We start from the raw sequence: 15,418 nt of genomic DNA, 5'->3' as shown, positions 1-15,418 counted from the left end.
CCACGCTCCTGGACCGGATAGTGACATGATCGTGCCGCTCCTCCACATCCTGATCCTCGCCGCCATCCTCTTCTGCCTGGGGCTGGCCTGCGTGCTGGTCTGGCGCAGCAACGTCATCATGCTGCTGATCGGCATCGAGATCATGCTCAATGCCGCCATGCTCGTCTTCGTTGGCGGAGCGGCCCACTGGCGCACCCTGGACGGCCAGGTCTTCGCCCTCTTGATCATGGCCATGACCTCGGCCGAGGTGTCGCTCGCCCTGGCCATGGTGGTCTACCTGCAGCGCAAGCGCAAGACCGTGGACGTGGATGAATTCCGGGAGCTGAAAGGGTGACCATCTACCTCGCCCTCATACTCCTCCTGCCGCTCTTCGGCGCGACGGTCAACGCCATTGTCGGCCGGAAACTGCCCCGCCGGCTGGTGGAAGGGCTTGCCTGCGCCGTGATCTGGGGGGCGTTTTTCTGCGCCCTCTTGGCAGCCGGGGCCTACAGCCGTCCCGAGACGGTCACCCTGATCTCCTGGCTCGCCGACTTCGACCTGCAGGCGCCGCTCACCCTCTACCTCGACCCGCTCGCGCTGTCGCTGACGCTCATGATCACCTTCGTCTGCGGCCTGATCCACGTCTATGCCGTGGCCTACATGGCCAAAGACCCGGCGCCGGCCCGCTTCTTCGCCCTGCTCAACCTGTTCGTCTGCGCCATGCTGGTGCTGGTGCTGGCCGAGAACCTGCCGCTCCTCTACCTGGGCTGGGAGGGGGTCGGATTCTGCTCCTATGCCCTGATCGGCTTCTGGTACACGGAGAAGAAGAACGCCGACGCCGGCCGCAAGGCGTTCATCACCACCCGGATCGGCGACACCGCCCTGGGAATCGCCATCGTCTGGCTGTTCGAGCTCTGCGGCACCGTCTCCATCACCCAAGTGGACGCCATGGCCGCCACCCTGCCGGCAGGGACCGTCACCGTGCTGGGAATCCTCTTGCTGATCGGCGCCATGGGTAAATCGGCCCAGGTGCCGCTGATGGTCTGGCTTCCCGACGCCATGGCCGGGCCGACGCCGGTCTCGGCCCAGATCCACGCCGCCACCATGGTCACGGCCGGGGTCTATCTGCTGATGCGTCTGGCACCGCTCGTCAGCCTCTCGCCAACCGCCATGGCGGCCATCGCCGTCACCGGGGCGCTGACCGCCTTTTTCGGCGCCACCTGCGCCGTGGCCCAGCGCGACCTGAAGCGGGTCCTTGCCTACTCCACCATCAGCCAGATCGGCTACATGGTGCTCGGCGTCGGCTGCGGCGCCATCACCGCCGCCACCTTCCACCTGATCGTCCACGCCTTCTTCAAGGCTCTCCTTTTCCTGGGTGCCGGCTGCGTCATCACTGCCCTGCACCATGAACAGGACATCTTCCGCATGGGTGGGCTGCGCCGCACGCTCCCGCTCACCTTCTGGCCGTTTCTGGCCGGCGCCGCCTGCCTGGCGGGCCTGCCGCTCACCGGCGGCTTCTTCAGCAAGGACGCCATCCTGGCGGCTGCCTGGTTGAAGGGTGGTGCGCTCTACGGCGGTCTCTTCGTGGTCGGGCTCGTCACCGCCCTATTGACGGCATTCTACACCTTCCGGATGGTCTACCTGGTCTTCGGGGGAGAGAGCGGAGAGCACCATCACGCGCCACGGCTGATGGAATCGATCCTGCTGCCTCTGGCGCTCCTGGGGCTCTGCGGCGGGTTCCTCAACCTCCCCGGCTACCTGGGGGAAGGTTTGCTGGGGAGCTTCCTGGCGACGGCAGGGATGACAACGGCAGAGCCGTCTCACGGGACAGAGCTGGCGCTGCAGGGGATCGCCGCGCTCATCGCCGTTAGCGGCCTCGCGGCAGCCCACCTCCGCTACGGCGGCAGCCGGCGCGACGCGCGGATCGCCGAAGCTGCGCAGCCCGCCACGGGCCTGACCGCCTTCCTGCAGCAGGGGTGGTACGTGGACGATCTCTACCGCTTCCTCATCATCCGCCCCTACGAACGGCTGGCAGGCTTCCTCTGGCAGCGGGTGGACGAAGGGGTGATCGACGACTCGCTGGACCGGCTGGCCGACGGGCTCGGCAAGGCCGGTGAAAACCTCGGCCACTGGAGCTGCGGCCGAGTCTCGGTCTACCTGGCGAGCTTCGCTGCCGGCGCCGCGCTGGTGGCGGGATGGCTGGCATGGGTGCTTTTATGAACTCCGGCCTGCCGATCCTCAGCATCCTGATCTTCCTCCCCCTCCTGGGTGGACTCTGCCTGTTCGCGTTCCGGCAGCAAGAGGCATGGGTGCGCCGCTTCGCCCTGGGGGTCGGGCTGGTCGAACTGCTGCTGGCCGGCTGGCTGACCTGGCAGGCCGGGACCCTGGCGAACCTGCCGACAACGGACCTCCCCGGCTTCTTCCTCCTGGAGGACCTCCCCTGGATCGACCGGTTCGGCATCCGCTACCTGGTCGGCATGGACGGCATCAGCCTGCTCATGGTGCTGCTCACCGCCTTCGTTACCGTCGTCGGGATGGTGGTCTCCTGGCAGGCGGTGCGGACGCGGGTCGCCCTCCACTATGCGCTGCTGCTGATCATGGCGAGCGGCATCATGGGGGTCTTCCTCAGCCTGGACCTGTTCCTCTTCTACCTCTTCTGGGAGGTGATGCTGATCCCGATGTTCTTCCTCATCGGCATCTGGGGCCATGGCAGGAACGTCTATTCTGCAGTGAAATTTTTCCTCTACACCCTGGCCGGATCGCTGCTCATGCTGCTGGCGGTGATCGGCATCTACCTGCTGCACGGTGCCCAGAGCGGCATCTACACCTTCAGCCTGCCGGCGCTGATCGGGACCAGGGTGGATACCGGCGCGGGACTCTGGCTCTATGGCGCATTCCTCTTCGCCTTTGCCATCAAGTTCCCGCTCTTCCCGCTCCATACCTGGCTGCCGGACGCCCACACCGACGCGCCCACCGCCGGCAGCGTCGTCCTGGCCGGGCTGCTGCTGAAGACCGGCGCCTACGGCCTGGTCCGCTTCGGCTACCCCCTCTTCCCCGAGGCGGCACGGACCCTGGCGCCGCTCCTGATGGTCCTCGCCGTCACCGGCATCCTCTATGCCTCGTGGATCGCCTTTGCCCAGACCGACATGAAACGGCTGGTGGCCTATTCCAGCGTCGGCCACATGGGGTTCGTCGCCCTGGGGATCGCCTCCTGGACGCCGGTGGCGCTCTCCGGCGCCCTGATGCAGATGGTCAACCACGGGGTAACCACCGCAGCCCTGTTCGCCCTGGTCGGGATGCTGGACGAACGGAGCGGCACCCGCGAGATCGGCGCCTTCGGCGGCCTCTGGGGCAAGGTACCGGTCCTCTCCTTCTTCTTCCTCCTCTTTGCCATGGCCTCGGCCGGACTGCCGGGCCTCAACAACTTCGTCGGCGAATTCCTCATCCTGACCGGCTCATTCCGCGGGCATCACCTGGCCGTTGCCCTTGCCTTCCTCGGCATCGTCCTGCCGCTGGTCTATACGGTGCGGCTGCTGCAGGAGGTGCTCTTCCAGAACGAGTCGCGGCCGCTCACACTGCCCGACCTCTCGCTGCGCGAGGGGAGCGTGCTGACGGTCATGGCGCTCATCGACCTCTACCTGGGGCTCCACCCGAAACCGCTGCTCGACCTCTTGAAGGTGCCGGTGGCGCTGCTGACCGGAGGGACGCCATGACCACGGCCGATCTCTGGAGCCTGATGCCGCTGTTGATCCTTGCCGCCGGGGCGCTGCTGGTGCTCCTCCTCGGCGCTCTGGTGCCGGGAAGGTACCCATCTGTCATTGCCGCGGTGACGGCCGCCGGCGTGGCCTGCTGGATGGTCATGGCGCCGCCGCTGGCGTCGCTGCCGGGGCTCGGCATCGCCCTTACCCCCTTTGCCCGGCTCTTCAGCGCCCTGTTCGGCCTCACCGCCGTGGGAGCGCTCCTCTTGTCGCTTCGCTACAACGACCGCCAGGGGATCGTCGGCGAGGAATACCCCGCCACCCTGCTCTTCTCGCTCTTCGGCATGGTCGCCCTCAGCATGGCCACCAACCTGCTGGTCCTCTTCCTCGGGCTGGAATCGCTCACCTTCGGCTTCTATTTCCTGGTCGCCTGCGACCGGAGCCGGGCGGCATCGGCCGAGGCCGGCCTCAAGTACCTGTTGAGCGGCGCCGTGGCAGCCGCCTTCACCGCCTTCGGCCTCGCCCTGATCTATGCCGGGACCGGTACCCTGCTGATCGCGCCGGCCATGCAGGCGGCACTCTCATCCGCCAATCCGACGGCTGCGGCCGGTGCGGGACTGCTCCTGCTCGGGGTCGCCTTCAAGGTCTCGCTGGTCCCGGCCCATCTCTGGACCCCGGACGTCTACCAGGGGGCGCCCACGCCGGTCACCGCCTTCCTCGCCACCGCCTCCAAGGGGGCGGCGCTGGCCGCGCTCCTCCTGCTCTTTTCCGGCTCAGCCGGCAGCGGCAGCCTGCACGGGCCGCTCTGGTGCCTCTCTCTCTTCTCCATGCTGCTCGGCAACCTGGCAGCGCTCCGTCAGGCCGGGCTCAAACGGCTCATCGCCTACTCCTCCATCGCCCAGATGGGCTACGTGGCTCTTGCCCTGACCAGCGGCTCCGGCGGGCACGGCGCAGTCGCCTTCTATGCCGTTGCCTACAGCGCCATGAACCTGGCAGCCTTCGGCGCCCTGGCCGCGCTCGCCGACCAGGGTGGGGACCGGCTGGAGGAGCTGCGCGGTGTCGGCTACCAGCGCCCCTTCCCGGCCGCCATCCTGGCCCTGTCCATGTTCTCCCTGGCCGGCATCCCGCCGACGGCCGGTTTCATGGGAAAATTCCTGATCTTCGCCGCTGCCCTCAAGGGAGGGGAGATCGCGCTGTCGGTCATCGGCATCCTGACCGCCGCCGTCTCCGCCTACTACTACCTGCGGGTAGTGACGACCCTCTACCTCCGCCCGGCAGAGCCTTCTTCCCCAGCTCCTGGCGATGGCATGACCGCTGCCGAATACGGCGTCCTGGGGTGCGCCGGGCTGCTCATCATCGTTCTCGGCATTTTCCCCTCACCGCTCCTGGAGCTGATCGACGCCGCGCTTCGGTAGTTTCCATCCGGAAACTCCGGAAGAGAAACCCGCTTGCATCCGGGCTGCGACCGGCTATTATATAAAAAATTACCATTATAAAAGGAGTTACCCATGAAAAAAATCCTTGCCCTGCTTGCCCTCACCCTCTATTGCACCACTGCCGCCCTGGCAGCCGATGGTATGAAGACCCTGCCGGCAAAGGTGGGGGACGTGAGCTTTCCCCACGCCAAGCACCAGGAGCTGCTGAAGAGCTGCACCCCCTGCCATGCGGACTCCAAGGGGGGGAAGATCGACAAGCTCGCCAAGAAGGACGAGGCGCACAAGCTCTGCAAGAGCTGCCACGAGACCAAGAAGAAGGGCCCCACCAAGTGCGGCGAGTGTCACAAGAAGAAGAGATAACAGCGTTCACGGATCACACGGGGGTGGCGCTGCCACCCCTTTTTTTCGCCCGCCTGACCGCCCCGCCAGTACCCGCCCAGCCGCTCCTGCCGACGGCACAACCCACGCCCTCAACCAAACCCACACTTAATGAATGAATGTCATATTTGTTATTGATACATACTACACATTATCAATAATTGAAGTATGTTTCATAACTGTAAGACATGACTGGCTCTGAGATAAAAACAACTGGTTCAAAGACGATTTACTTGACAGAATAGACACATATAGATAGTTTTGGCTTTGTAATTACAGGGAATCGAGACAACGGGTCAATCTCAACTTGCATCTTGGAAGCCTGACCCCGACGCGACTTTCGGCCATGACCTCATAAAGGGAGAAATACATGAAGGTACTTGGTGTCGTACTTCAGAAAAACTATCTTAGATTTGCCATCGTGGGAGGTGACAAAGATGCCCCTAATTTAGTGGCTAAAGGACGACAAGCAACCAGTGACCCGGACGATACTGCCGGGTTGATGGATTGGTATGAAACACATTTTGAGCATCTTATTACTGAATATGAACCAGATGCTATTGCATATAAATTAACCTTGGAACCAACATTGGAGCAACTACACACGCTAGCGTTTCCAATGGGTGTACTTAACCTACTGGCCAAGAAGAATAATATTCCTGCTTATGAATATTCATCCCGTGGAATAACAACTGCTAAACTAGGATTACCTAAAGCAACTGACCTAATGAAACTCGTGGACACTGTCTTCGGAGAGCATCCACCTTACTGGGATAAAAGCCAAAAAGAAGCTATTTTAGTAGCCTGGTTTCGTCTATGACGGCAACACCAACAACAATTGGGAAATATGTCCTTGAAAAGCGGCTGGGCGGAGGGCACTTTGGGGAAGTATATTTAGCTCATGATAGGGCTCTTGCTTGCAATAAGGCCATTAAATTAATTCCAATAACTAATCCGACAGAAATAAAGCAAAAACTTGAAGAAGCACAAATACTCGACAAATGCCGTCACAAGCACATTGTCCAAATAAATGAAGCTAACGTCTTCGACAACGGCGGTGTTCACATTCTGGTTCTCGATCTTGAATACCTCCCAGAGGGATCACTTGAAGGAGAACTAAAAAACCGCTGGATATCAATAAAGGAAGCCTGTACGCGCATGAGTTGTGTGCTTTCTGGGCTTTATTTTGCGCATACGAACGGCTATTTGCACAGGGATGTAAAACCAGGGAATGTCCTTATAGCAGCAGATTCCACTAAATTATCGGATTTCGGGTTAGCGACAACAGCATTAAGCCTCGTCGGCAGTGATCAAGGTTACCTAGCACATTGCCCACCAGAGTTCTACACGACTGGGCAAACGACAGTCCAAACTGACATTTTTGCGAGCGGATTAACACTGTTCCGTATAATCAACAATATCAATGATTGGCGCGGATTGTTGGATAACATTGACAACTTTGACCGTCACATATGCCGTGGAACATTAGTTAAAACTATTGGCTACCAAGATTATGTACCAGAGAAGGTGAAAAGAATTATCAACAAGGCTTGCAACCCAGACCCAATTAAAAGATATCAGACGGCATTGGAAATGAAGAACGCTTTGGATGCTCTCAGGTTTGATATTGAGTGGAACAAAACATCAAGGAATGCTTGGTCTGGTTATGCCGAAGGTAATACCTATGAAATTTCTATAGAATCGAAGAAGGGACAACATCTCGTCACGTTCAAAAGGAACGGCAGAAAAGACAACTCTAAGTGCCATACATGTGACAACAAAGTCGAAGCACGTGTGCAAGCTGAAATTCTTATCTCTGAGACCAGCATGAAGTGAGATGGTTAACCAGCGGAGGAATTCGTGTGGGGGTTCCGGTGACAGGGGCAGGGTTCCGGTGACGAGGGAGACTGCTTTGGAGGGCTTGAGCCGTATGACGGGAAACTGTCACGTACAATTCTGAGAGGGGAAAGGAGCCGAAAGGCTCCTGACCTACCCGGTGTACGGAATTGAGAAAAGCATTTCGACAATTCGCGGAAAGGGGGGCAGACACTAATACGATCTGCGAGGAAAACTATACAGATCGCGCCTACAGCTTTCAGAAAAATGAAACCTGCAGTCGCGAATCACGAGAAGAGGAGGAACAGCATGCAACTAAGGATGATTTGGGTGGTTGGTATAACATTACTTGTCACCTCTTGTACTCAGGTTCCAAAACAATCAGTTGAGCTTTCAGCAACAATCGGCCGTGATTTGATCACAGTTCACAACTCTCACAAGGCACTTGCAGAGCTTATCTTTGCCCGCACGGAAAGCGACATCAATCGTTTCGTTGACGATATCTACACGCCATATCAGGTCCGAGCGGTAATGGAGCGACAGTTTTTGCTGGCAAAAAGTGCTAATCCGGCTGATCAAAAAAAATCATTGCTGCTAGCCATAAATAACTCCTTTAAGCCCGATGCTTCGCCCCAACTTCAAGCAGCGGTATTGAAGGGCATGTCCATAATGGTACAGAGTATCCAAAACGACATCGATAAAATGCGAAGCGACCTGCTTACCCCTCTGAGAGAGCAAAGAAAAGAGCTTCTCGCTTCAATCGACCGGTCATATCAGCAACTACAGTATGCGAATTCGGTCGTAACCGGTTATCTGGCGTCAGTTGTCCAGGTACATGACGCGCAGGCAGAGATCTTAAAGGCTGTTGGAGTTGATAGGGATCTCAATAAAGAAATTGGGGAGAACTTGGCAAAAGCTTCGGAAAACATCGGCTCGATCGTTGAAAAAGCAGAAGGCATGGAAGACAAACTCGACAAAGCCGAGGAAATAGCCAAGAAACTCAAAGAAAAGATCGACGAACTGAAAGCGAAACTCAAAATATCACAGAAGGAGGGATAACAGATGGCTGACGAATTTGATCTGGCTGGATTTGAAAGCGATCTCAAGGAAACACTGGAACATAGTGCAGAGGCTTTTAAAGGGCGCTATAAAGATGAGCTGAACAAACTGGCCGGTTTTTCTCTCGAAGAAATTGACGCGATTACTCCCGACACAACTGACCTGCAAAAATACGATGAGTTGATTGTAGTTGTCAAAGCGGCATCGGCAGCAAATATTGCCCAAGCGGAACTTAAGAATCAAATTGAAAAACTTGGGGCCATAGCAGTTGAAATTGCAAAACGCGTTCCTACGTTAGCAGCACTTTTTGTCTGAGTCAGACAAAAGAGGGGGCTCTTGCCAACCACGCCGTCCGACACCGCCCGCCCGGAAAGACCGGGGGGAATTCGGGGGACATAATGCAATTAAAGGCCGCCCACAAAAGGAGTTTTACCCCCCCCGAATGCCTTCCGCACCGCCATCACAAACAATATTCCCCAGAAGGAGAGATGCGTGTGCATAAACTGATAGTCAAAGGGTTGATTCTGTTTTCTCTGTCTGCATTACTTTTTGCGTGTGGGGGTGGCGGTGATACTGCCGTAGTTGGGGTAAGTACTACGCGAATGCTGCAAGCTGGAGACAGTTGGGTATTCGACTTTAGCGGACAAGGTCACACCGTTAGTGAGACTTATACGTACACAGGCACTGCCACCATGAACCTTACACAAGAAACACTGAACACAGAAACTGTTCTTGCCATGACAGATACTGAGACAGCCACTTTCAGTTCAGGATCTGCCACGACTATTACGGCGATCACATACCTGCAGCAAGATCAGAGCTCCGGCGATATCAGGTTGTATGGCATGCTGTATCCGAACAGCACACTCAAAACAGTTACAGACCAACCATTGCCTGTAATCTGGCCCGGAAGTTGGGAAGCAGGTAAAACCAATACAGCAATCATCCATTACAGCGATGGCACCACCGACGCAACCACATATTCCTACACCATCATGGGAGCAGAATCGGTGGCGACCCCGGCAGGGACTTTCGCAACATGGAAATATGTCATTACGTCAAGTGGAGTTACCAGGACATACTGGTTTTCACCGCAGCTTGGGTTTTATGTAAAAATCGACATCACCGACGGAACGGACTCAAATAGTTACACCCTCCGGAGCACCAACGTACTCTTATAGAAGCACTTGCGAAAGCGAGCAGGAGCTTTACGCGGGGAATGAAACGGGAACATCCATGACAAGCAATGTTAAGAGGGAAACGTGGTAATTCGTGAGACATAATACTATGACTGGGGCAATGCGATAGTACGTATTATGTCTCCCGAATACGCCGCAGAACAATACTGAATATTGCGTCACTGGGTCAGGGAATACATGAGCATGAGATAGACCACGTTCAGAATCATGATAGCGAGCGAATCCCAGGCCAAAAAGAGAAGTTTCTTTTCTGAGCGATAGGTAAGACCGATGATCGCAATGCTCGTCATGGCGATGGCGATCACTGCTGAAATGATATGACCACGATGCACATTGGACAGAATCTGGTCGTGGAAATAGAACACATCGTCTAGCGCCAGAATGAAGACATTGAAAATATTGCTCCCGAGCAGGTTGCCGATTGCCAGATCTATCGCCCCAATCTTGACGGCCGTCACGGATACCACCACCTCAGGCAGTGACGTAACCATGGCAATGAAGATATTCCCGACAAAGGTCTCCCCGAGACCGGTAGCCACGGCGATCCGCTCTCCAATGCCCGGCAGGAAGATGGCAGCGATGGTCACAAGAAGGGCGTTCCAGCCGTAATTGACAGCTGCCGACCTGAGCTGGATCCCCTCGTACTTCAACTGTTCGGCCCGCTCACTAATGAATCGGGCGATCTGTCGTTTCTCGAAGGCGAAAATAATCCTGATGGCAATAACATAGACGACAATGAAAGCAAGGCTGTACCACCCGATCCAGCCAACGGGCGGTATCCGCCCCCCCCAGCAAAGGCTTATGCTGACAAGGGAAAGGAGCAGTATACCGAATCCCCCCGAGAGAACGTGGCCGTGGTGTGCTTTAGCCGACAGGGTTTTTTCCCGTTCGGTAATATCCAGGAAGGCAAGGATGACGAGGTTGAAGACGCAACTCCCCATAACACTGCCGACGGCGATGTCAGGAGTATGGGAATACGTCACCGCACTTATACCGGTAACGAGTTCGGGGAGTGAGGTGACGGACGCCATGAGCAGGACACCGATCCAGGTCTTTCCCATGCCGGTCTTCTCTGCAATGACGTCACCATACTTGGAGAGTTTGGCGCCGGAATACAGAATTGTAACCGAACAGACGATGAAGCCGAGCCAGTTGATCATGCATTCACCTTTGAGGTCGCCAGATGTGCCGTTGCCGATTCCAAGTATACATTTTATTGCGACGCTTGCCTCCCTGTAGACTGTCAAACGGTTTGCCCCCTTCCCCCTTTTCCGAAAAGGATTGAGCGGAAGCGGCAAAGATAGTATCTTCGTCCGGATGGACCGCAATTTTTCCGATAACTCCCTCTCAGCCATGCGCGAGGCCATTGCCGACGCAGGCGGCAACGAGGTCTTCTTTCTCGGCCGCACCGACGGCGCGGGCCGCGTCATCGACGTGGAACCGCTGGCGCGCGGCAACCGCGACGCCGTGGCAGCCATCGTGGTGGCCGCCTCATGCGGCGACGTGGTCATCCACAACCACCCCTCCGGCGTCCTCACCCCCTCTTCGGCCGACCTGGAGATCGCCTCGATCATGGGCAACCAGGGGGTCGGCTTCATTATCATCGACAACCGGGCCGAACACTGCTACGTAGCAGTCACCCCCTTCATCCCGCCGGTGGCCGAACGGCTGGACTTCGGCGACATCGAACGCTTCTATGCCGCCGGCGGCACCCTGGCCTCATCGCTGCCAGGGTACGAGCACCGCGAAGAGCAGATCCGGATGGCCTTCCTGGTGGCGGAGGCGTTCAACGAAGACAAGATCTCGATCATCGAGGCCGGCACCGGTACCGGCAAATCGCTCGCCTACCTGCTCCCCGCTGCCCTCTGGGCGGTGCGCAACAAGGAGCGGGTGGTGATCTCCACCAACACCATCAACCTCCAGGAACAGCTGACACGGAAGGATATCCCCTTTTTGCTGAACCATGCCGGCATCCAGTTCAAGGCGGTGCTGGTGAAGGGGCGGAGCAACTACCTCTGCAAGCGGAAGCTGGCGGCGATCCGCCAGGAACCTGCCCTTTTCCAGGACGAGGCGGGCGAAGAGCTGCAGACGCTGATCTCCTGGAGCGAAAAGACCGTGGAAGGTTGCCGCAACGACCTCTCCTTCATCCCCCGGCAAGAGACCTGGGAAGAGCTCTGTTGCGAGGCCGACCAGTGCAGCCGGATCAAGTGCACCTGGTATGCCGGCTGCTTCTTCTATGCGGCCCGCCGCGCCGCAGCCAGCGCCGACCTGCTGGTGGTGAACCATGCCCTGCTCATGGCCGACGTGGTGGTGCGGCAGGAGGCCGGCTTCGAGACCGCCGCCATCCTGCCGCCGTTCAAGCGACTGATCTTCGACGAGGGGCACCATATCGAGGACGTGGCGACCAGCCATTTCTCCAGCCAGTTCTCCCGCCAGGGTCTGTTGAAGGTGATGGGACGACTCCAGCACCCGCGCAAGCCCCAGCGGGGCCTGCTCCCCCAGCTCGCCTCCCGGCTCGCCAAGGAGATCCCGGAAGAGCTGGACAACCTCTACATGGACGCCGCGGCAGTGCTGGAGGAGCGGCTGATCCCGGAGCGGGGGAAGCTTGCCGACGCGGTGACCCGCACCATGGACGCCATCGCCGTGGCACTCCTGGCCCACCTGCGGCCTGCCGGCGCCCGCCAGGGGGAGCAGACGCTCCGCCTCACCCCGCCGGTCTATGAGACCCCGCTCTGGCGCGAGACCGAGGGGAAGGTACGCGCCCTGGCCGGGCAGCTCTCCACCTACGCCACGGCGGTCAAGGACTGCTGCAGGATCTGCGAACGGCTGCCGGACGAGGTTCTGGCAAAGCTATCCAGCCTGCTCGTCGATCTGAAGGGGATTCGCGGACGGCTTGAGGCGGCAGCCGACGGCCTGCTCTTCTTCCTCAACCGCGATGACGGCTACTGCCGCTGGCTGGAAGTCCGCAAGGGGACCAAGGGGATGGCGGTGAAGCTCTGCTTTGCGCCGCTGGAGGTGGCCGATTCCCTGCGCAAGGCGGTGTTCGAGCGGGTGAAGACCGTGGTCATCACCTCGGCCACCCTGGCAGTTGGGGAAAAGTTCGACTACCTCAAGCAGCGAAACGGCATCGACCGGCTCCCGCCGGAACGGATCAGCGAGCTGCTCCTTGCCTCCCCCTTCGACTTTGCCCGCCAGGCCTATGTCGGCATCCCCACCGACCTCCCCCAGCCGACGGCGCCCGGCTTTTCGGCCGCGCTGGAGCCCTGCCTGCTGGAGGCGCTGGAGATCACCCAGGGGCATGCCTTTGTCCTCTTCACCTCCTACGACCTGCTGGGACGGGTTTTCGAACGGCTGGCGCCACGGCTGAAGGAACAGGGGATGACGCCGCTCCGCCAGGGGGAGGCGAGCCGCCACATGATCCTGAACCGGTTCCGGCGGGAGCCGAATGCGGTGCTTTTTGCCACGGATTCTTTCTGGGAAGGGGTCGACGTGCAGGGGAAGGCCCTGGAGCTGGTGGTAATAACCCGCCTGCCGTTCCGGGTCCCCACGGAACCGCTCCTGGAGGCGCGAGCCGAGCACATTGCCGAGGAGGGGGGGGACCCGTTCATGGATTACACGGTTCCCCAGGCGGTGATCAAGTTCAAGCAGGGATTCGGCAGGCTGATCCGGAGCCGCGACGACCGGGGGGCAGCGCTGATCCTCGACAGCAGGGTGTTGAGCAAGGGGTATGGACGCCATTTCCTCCGCGCCCTGACCGGTACCAGCCAGGTTACCGGCAGCAGGGCGGAGGTGATGGCAGGGATGCGGGAGTTCTTCAGCCCTTAGGGGCGATCCCCCGCTTCAGCGAGTAGGAGACGCACTGGAAGTAGGTCAGGAAGGTGAGGACGAAGGAGAGGAAGACCGGCCAGACCACTGCCTTCTTGCCCGGCATGGCCAGGAGAAAGACGGCATAGAAGACGAACACCGCGGTCCGGACCAGGTCCCCGACCATCCGCCGGTTCCTGAGGGATTTCATCTGCTCGCCGCTCAGGCCGGTGGCGCTGGACTCGATCTCCCGTTTTGCCTCGATGGCGGCAAACTTCTTGATCGGATAGAAGACCAGCATCTGTACCACCAGGGCCATGCCGGCCCCCCAGAGAAAGGCCTGGGGCTTTCCTTCGGCATTGAGCCCCGCCTGGAAGTGCACCGCCATGTAAACCAGCAGGGCCGCCAGGAAGAGCTGGATCACGAGGTAGATCTTGAGGAGTTTGCGCAGGCGCGCGGAATCGGTTGTCTGTGCCATAGTTCGTTCTCCGGAATAATTGTTGGCCCTACCATAGCAAAATCCTGCCGTTTTACAACCCCCAATCTCCCTGGCAACCGGCATCCGGCTGCCACCCCCAGCAGGCCCCTCCTATTCCCATGCCACGCGGGCGACGGTCACCGCAAAGACCTCCGCCGCACCCGCCCGGAGCAAGACCCGGCTGCACTCGGCCAGGGTACTGCCGGTGGTCAGCACGTCGTCCACCAGCATCACCCGCATCCCCGCAACCCGCGCCCGGTCGCTGACGGCAAAGGCGCCCCGTACATTGGCGAGCCGTTCCTTTGCTGCCAGGTTCACCTGGGGCTCGGTCCAGCGGATGCGTCGCATTACCCGGCGGCCGAGGGGGATCTGCCACTCGCGAGACAGGAGCTCCCCCAGCAGTACCGCCTGGTTGAACCCGCGCTGGCGGAGACGCCGGACATGGAGCGGGACCGGCACCAGGAGGTCGGGCGCCTTTTCTGCAGCCAGGGGGGCCAGGCGGTCTGCCATGAGGAGCGCCAGGGGGCGGCGGACCTGCACCGCGCCATCGTACTTGAAGCGATGGATCAGGTCGCGGATCGCCCCCTCGTAGAGAAAGGCGGCACGGGCAGCGGCAAAGGGGGGCGGGGTGGTCAGGCAGGGGCCGCACGGGTGGTCGATCCCGGCCGGCGCCGGAAAGGGGACCCCGCAGACCGTGCAGAGAGGGGGCTCCACCGGCCGCGACGTGGCCAGGCAAGCCGGGCAGACGTGCACCCGCCCGGCATGGGGGATGAAACTGCGGCACTGGTGGCAGAGCGGCGGGAAGAAGAGGTCAAGGAGCCCGGAGAGCGGCCCGCGCCAGCCTTTGCCCCGTGTTCCGTTCCCTCCCACCACGTCCCGCTCCCCTGCCATCGCCCCTAGAATCCCAGGTCCTCGTTCACCACCAGCACCCGGAAATCGGTCATCCTCGGCCGACGGTCGAGTACCGTGGTGGCGCGGCAGAGCCGGTCCGGGGAGTTGCAGTCGCTGCAGAAACCGGTCTTGGCGCAGGGGGTATTGAAATTGAGCCGCTTGGCGTTGGGGGGCGTTGCCCATTCCTTGACCCGGCGGATGGCAGTGGCCAGGTCCCCCTCCACGAGCTTGTTCCTGCCGGCCACCACGATCACCTTCTTCGGCCCGAAGATCATGGCTGCGACCCGGTTGCCGGTGGCATCGATGTTTACCAGCCAGCCCGAGATGGTCAGGGCATTGGTGCCGGCCAGGAACAGGTCGCAGGTGAGCTGACGGCGCATGATGACGTCCTTCTCCTCCCGCGAGAGCCCCGGCGCGCTATGGTTGAGGATCTCCTTCCCCAGCACCGCAAGGCGCTCCTCGACCAGCAGCGACTTTACCCCCATGGAACCGCCGAATCCTATGGACTGGGCACCTTCGGACTCCTTGATGATGTAATCGTGCGCATCCTGGGCTGTCGGGCAGTAGACTGCCGTGAAACCGTTCTGCCCCAAGGCCTCAACCGCCTTCTGACATTTTTGTTCGTAGCTCCATCTGACCAGTACGGCTGTCTGTGACATA

15 protein-coding genes are annotated in these 15,418 nt (G+C 59.6%); 11 read left to right on the top strand and 4 right to left on the bottom strand.

From position 1 onward, the window contains the following. The first annotated feature begins 25 nt into the window (after positions 1-25). The 10 genes from nuoK to GJT30_09995 all read left to right on the top strand — a co-directional run bounded on the left by nuoK (position 26) and on the right by GJT30_09995 (position 9,567). Positions 26-334 (top strand): NADH-quinone oxidoreductase subunit NuoK, encoded by a 309-nt coding sequence (nuoK, locus tag GJT30_10040; protein ID MSM39945.1) that lies wholly within the window; start codon positions 26-28, stop codon positions 332-334. Continuing rightward, positions 331-2,199 carry an NADH-quinone oxidoreductase subunit L gene (gene nuoL / locus GJT30_10035; protein ID MSM39944.1) on the top strand — a complete coding sequence of 623 codons (1,869 nt, stop codon included), beginning with the start codon at positions 331-333 and terminating at the stop codon, positions 2,197-2,199. The genes nuoK and nuoL overlap by 4 nt, the downstream gene beginning before the upstream one ends. Beyond that, positions 2,196-3,692, top strand: coding sequence for an NADH-quinone oxidoreductase subunit M (locus tag GJT30_10030; protein ID MSM39943.1), 1,497 nt, complete (start codon positions 2,196-2,198; stop codon positions 3,690-3,692). Before nuoL ends, GJT30_10030 begins: the two co-directional genes overlap by 4 nt. Continuing rightward, entirely contained in the window at positions 3,689-5,092 is a 1,404-nt protein-coding gene (gene nuoN / locus GJT30_10025; GenBank protein MSM39942.1) for an NADH-quinone oxidoreductase subunit NuoN, read from the top strand. The genes GJT30_10030 and nuoN overlap by 4 nt, the downstream gene beginning before the upstream one ends. Before the next feature lie 93 nt (positions 5,093-5,185). Further along, the gene (locus GJT30_10020) at positions 5,186-5,473 is read left to right on the top strand and encodes a cytochrome C (GenBank protein ID MSM39941.1); all 288 of its coding nucleotides are present in this window, start codon (positions 5,186-5,188) and stop codon (positions 5,471-5,473) included. A 388-nt stretch (positions 5,474-5,861) separates the two neighbouring features. After that, positions 5,862-6,311, top strand: a complete 450-nt coding sequence (locus GJT30_10015; GenBank protein ID MSM39940.1) for a hypothetical protein — start codon at positions 5,862-5,864, stop codon at positions 6,309-6,311. After that, entirely contained in the window at positions 6,308-7,327 is a 1,020-nt protein-coding gene (locus GJT30_10010; GenBank protein ID MSM39939.1) for a protein kinase, read from the top strand. Before GJT30_10015 ends, GJT30_10010 begins: the two co-directional genes overlap by 4 nt. A gap of 309 nt (positions 7,328-7,636) precedes the next feature. Further along, positions 7,637-8,386, top strand: a complete 750-nt coding sequence (locus GJT30_10005) for a hypothetical protein (GenBank protein MSM39938.1) — start codon at positions 7,637-7,639, stop codon at positions 8,384-8,386. 3 nt (positions 8,387-8,389) lie between these two features. Continuing rightward, entirely contained in the window at positions 8,390-8,701 is a 312-nt protein-coding gene (locus tag GJT30_10000) for a hypothetical protein (GenBank protein MSM39937.1), read from the top strand. A 179-nt stretch (positions 8,702-8,880) separates the two neighbouring features. Continuing rightward, a complete protein-coding gene (locus GJT30_09995; protein MSM39936.1) occupies positions 8,881-9,567 on the top strand; it encodes a hypothetical protein in 687 nt (228 codons plus the stop codon). A 176-nt stretch (positions 9,568-9,743) separates the two neighbouring features. Here the strand turns inward: GJT30_09995 and GJT30_09990 are convergent, their stop codons facing one another. Next, positions 9,744-10,745 (bottom strand): sodium:calcium antiporter, encoded by a 1,002-nt coding sequence (locus GJT30_09990; GenBank protein MSM39935.1) that lies wholly within the window; start codon positions 10,743-10,745, stop codon positions 9,744-9,746. Positions 10,746-10,902: 157 nt separating this feature from the next. Here GJT30_09990 and GJT30_09985 point away from each other — a divergent pair, with 157 nt between their 5' ends. Beyond that, positions 10,903-13,410 carry a helicase gene (locus GJT30_09985; GenBank protein MSM39934.1) on the top strand — a complete coding sequence of 836 codons (2,508 nt, stop codon included), beginning with the start codon at positions 10,903-10,905 and terminating at the stop codon, positions 13,408-13,410. Here the strand turns inward: GJT30_09985 and GJT30_09980 are convergent. From GJT30_09980 to GJT30_09970, 3 genes are all read right to left on the bottom strand, one after another. Continuing rightward, positions 13,400-13,867, bottom strand: a complete 468-nt coding sequence (locus tag GJT30_09980) for a hypothetical protein (protein MSM39933.1) — start codon at positions 13,865-13,867, stop codon at positions 13,400-13,402. The two genes, GJT30_09985 and GJT30_09980, sit on opposite strands and share 11 nt — an antisense overlap. A gap of 111 nt (positions 13,868-13,978) precedes the next feature. After that, positions 13,979-14,758: a ComF family protein gene (locus GJT30_09975; protein MSM39932.1), complete on the bottom strand. Its 780-nt coding sequence runs from the start codon at positions 14,756-14,758 to the stop codon at positions 13,979-13,981. 5 nt (positions 14,759-14,763) lie between these two features. Further along, positions 14,764-15,417 carry a lactate utilization protein gene (locus GJT30_09970; GenBank protein ID MSM39931.1) on the bottom strand — a complete coding sequence of 218 codons (654 nt, stop codon included), beginning with the start codon at positions 15,415-15,417 and terminating at the stop codon, positions 14,764-14,766. Between the last annotated feature and the right edge of the window lies 1 nt (position 15,418).

The sequence above is a fragment of the Geobacter sp. genome (assembly GCA_009684525.1).
GTDB lineage: Bacteria > Desulfobacterota > Desulfuromonadia > Geobacterales > DSM-12255 > Geoanaerobacter.
Note: the sequence above shows the minus strand (reverse complement) of the source record. Positions and strands in the feature narration are given on the sequence as shown.

Excerpts from the sequence above, each read along its gene's own strand:
- nuoK (MSM39945.1), top strand. The coding sequence starts at position 26 with ATGATCGTGCCGCTCCTCCACATCCTGATCCTCGCCGCCATCCTCTTC.
- GJT30_10030 (MSM39943.1), top strand. The coding sequence starts at position 2,196 with ATGAACTCCGGCCTGCCGATCCTCAGCATCCTGATCTTCCTCCCCCTC.
- nuoN (MSM39942.1), top strand. The coding sequence starts at position 3,689 with ATGACCACGGCCGATCTCTGGAGCCTGATGCCGCTGTTGATCCTTGCC.
- GJT30_10020 (MSM39941.1), top strand. The coding sequence starts at position 5,186 with ATGAAAAAAATCCTTGCCCTGCTTGCCCTCACCCTCTATTGCACCACT.
- GJT30_10015 (MSM39940.1), top strand. The coding sequence starts at position 5,862 with ATGAAGGTACTTGGTGTCGTACTTCAGAAAAACTATCTTAGATTTGCC.
- GJT30_10010 (MSM39939.1), top strand. The coding sequence starts at position 6,308 with ATGACGGCAACACCAACAACAATTGGGAAATATGTCCTTGAAAAGCGG.
- GJT30_10005 (MSM39938.1), top strand. The coding sequence starts at position 7,637 with ATGCAACTAAGGATGATTTGGGTGGTTGGTATAACATTACTTGTCACC.
- GJT30_10000 (MSM39937.1), top strand. The coding sequence starts at position 8,390 with ATGGCTGACGAATTTGATCTGGCTGGATTTGAAAGCGATCTCAAGGAA.
- GJT30_09990 (MSM39935.1), bottom strand. The coding sequence starts at position 10,745 with ATGATCAACTGGCTCGGCTTCATCGTCTGTTCGGTTACAATTCTGTAT.
- GJT30_09985 (MSM39934.1), top strand. The coding sequence starts at position 10,903 with ATGGACCGCAATTTTTCCGATAACTCCCTCTCAGCCATGCGCGAGGCC.
- GJT30_09980 (MSM39933.1), bottom strand. The coding sequence starts at position 13,867 with ATGGCACAGACAACCGATTCCGCGCGCCTGCGCAAACTCCTCAAGATC.
- GJT30_09975 (MSM39932.1), bottom strand. The coding sequence starts at position 14,758 with ATGGCAGGGGAGCGGGACGTGGTGGGAGGGAACGGAACACGGGGCAAA.
- GJT30_09970 (MSM39931.1), bottom strand. The coding sequence starts at position 15,417 with ATGTCACAGACAGCCGTACTGGTCAGATGGAGCTACGAACAAAAATGT.